Source organism: Streptomyces sp. DH12 (genome assembly GCF_020873895.1).
In the GTDB taxonomy this organism is placed as follows: Bacteria; Actinomycetota; Actinomycetes; order Streptomycetales; family Streptomycetaceae; genus Streptomyces.
In genome coordinates this window covers 1-421 of sequence record NZ_JAHWGT010001339.1, presented here as the reverse complement: position 1 = coordinate 421, position 421 = coordinate 1, and the positions used below count along the sequence as shown (strand labels likewise).

Below are 421 nucleotides of genomic sequence, written 5' to 3'. Positions count from 1 at the left end.
CCACACCGAGATCGACGCCCTCTCCCGCCGCGTGCCGTGCCTGGCGAAGGTCGCCCCGAACGTCGCCAAGGACCGCACGTACTACATGGAGGACGTGCTCCGCGCGGGCGGCATCCCCGCCCTGCTCGGCGAGCTCCACCGCGCGGGCCTGCTCAACGAGGACGTCCACGCCGTCCACAGCCCGTCCCTCGCGGACTGGCTGAAGACCTGGGACATCCGCGCCGGCTCCCCCTCCCCGGAGGCGGTCGAGCTGTGGCACGCGGCCCCCGGCTGCAAGCGCTCCGCCGAGGCGTTCTCCCAGTCCGAGCGCTGGGACACCCTCGACGAGGACGCCGAGGGCGGCTGCATCCGCTCCGCCGAGCACGCCTACTCCAAGGACGGCGGCCTGGCGGTGCTGCGCGGCAACCTCGCCGTCGACGGC

The 421-nt window shown here is 74.3% G+C and carries 1 protein-coding gene; it reads left to right on the top strand.

What is annotated here, in order from left to right; all coding sequences use genetic code 11:
• The coding region (locus tag LPA54_RS39980; RefSeq protein WP_228985319.1) for a dihydroxy-acid dehydratase at positions 1 to 421 on the top strand (421 nt) is incomplete at both ends.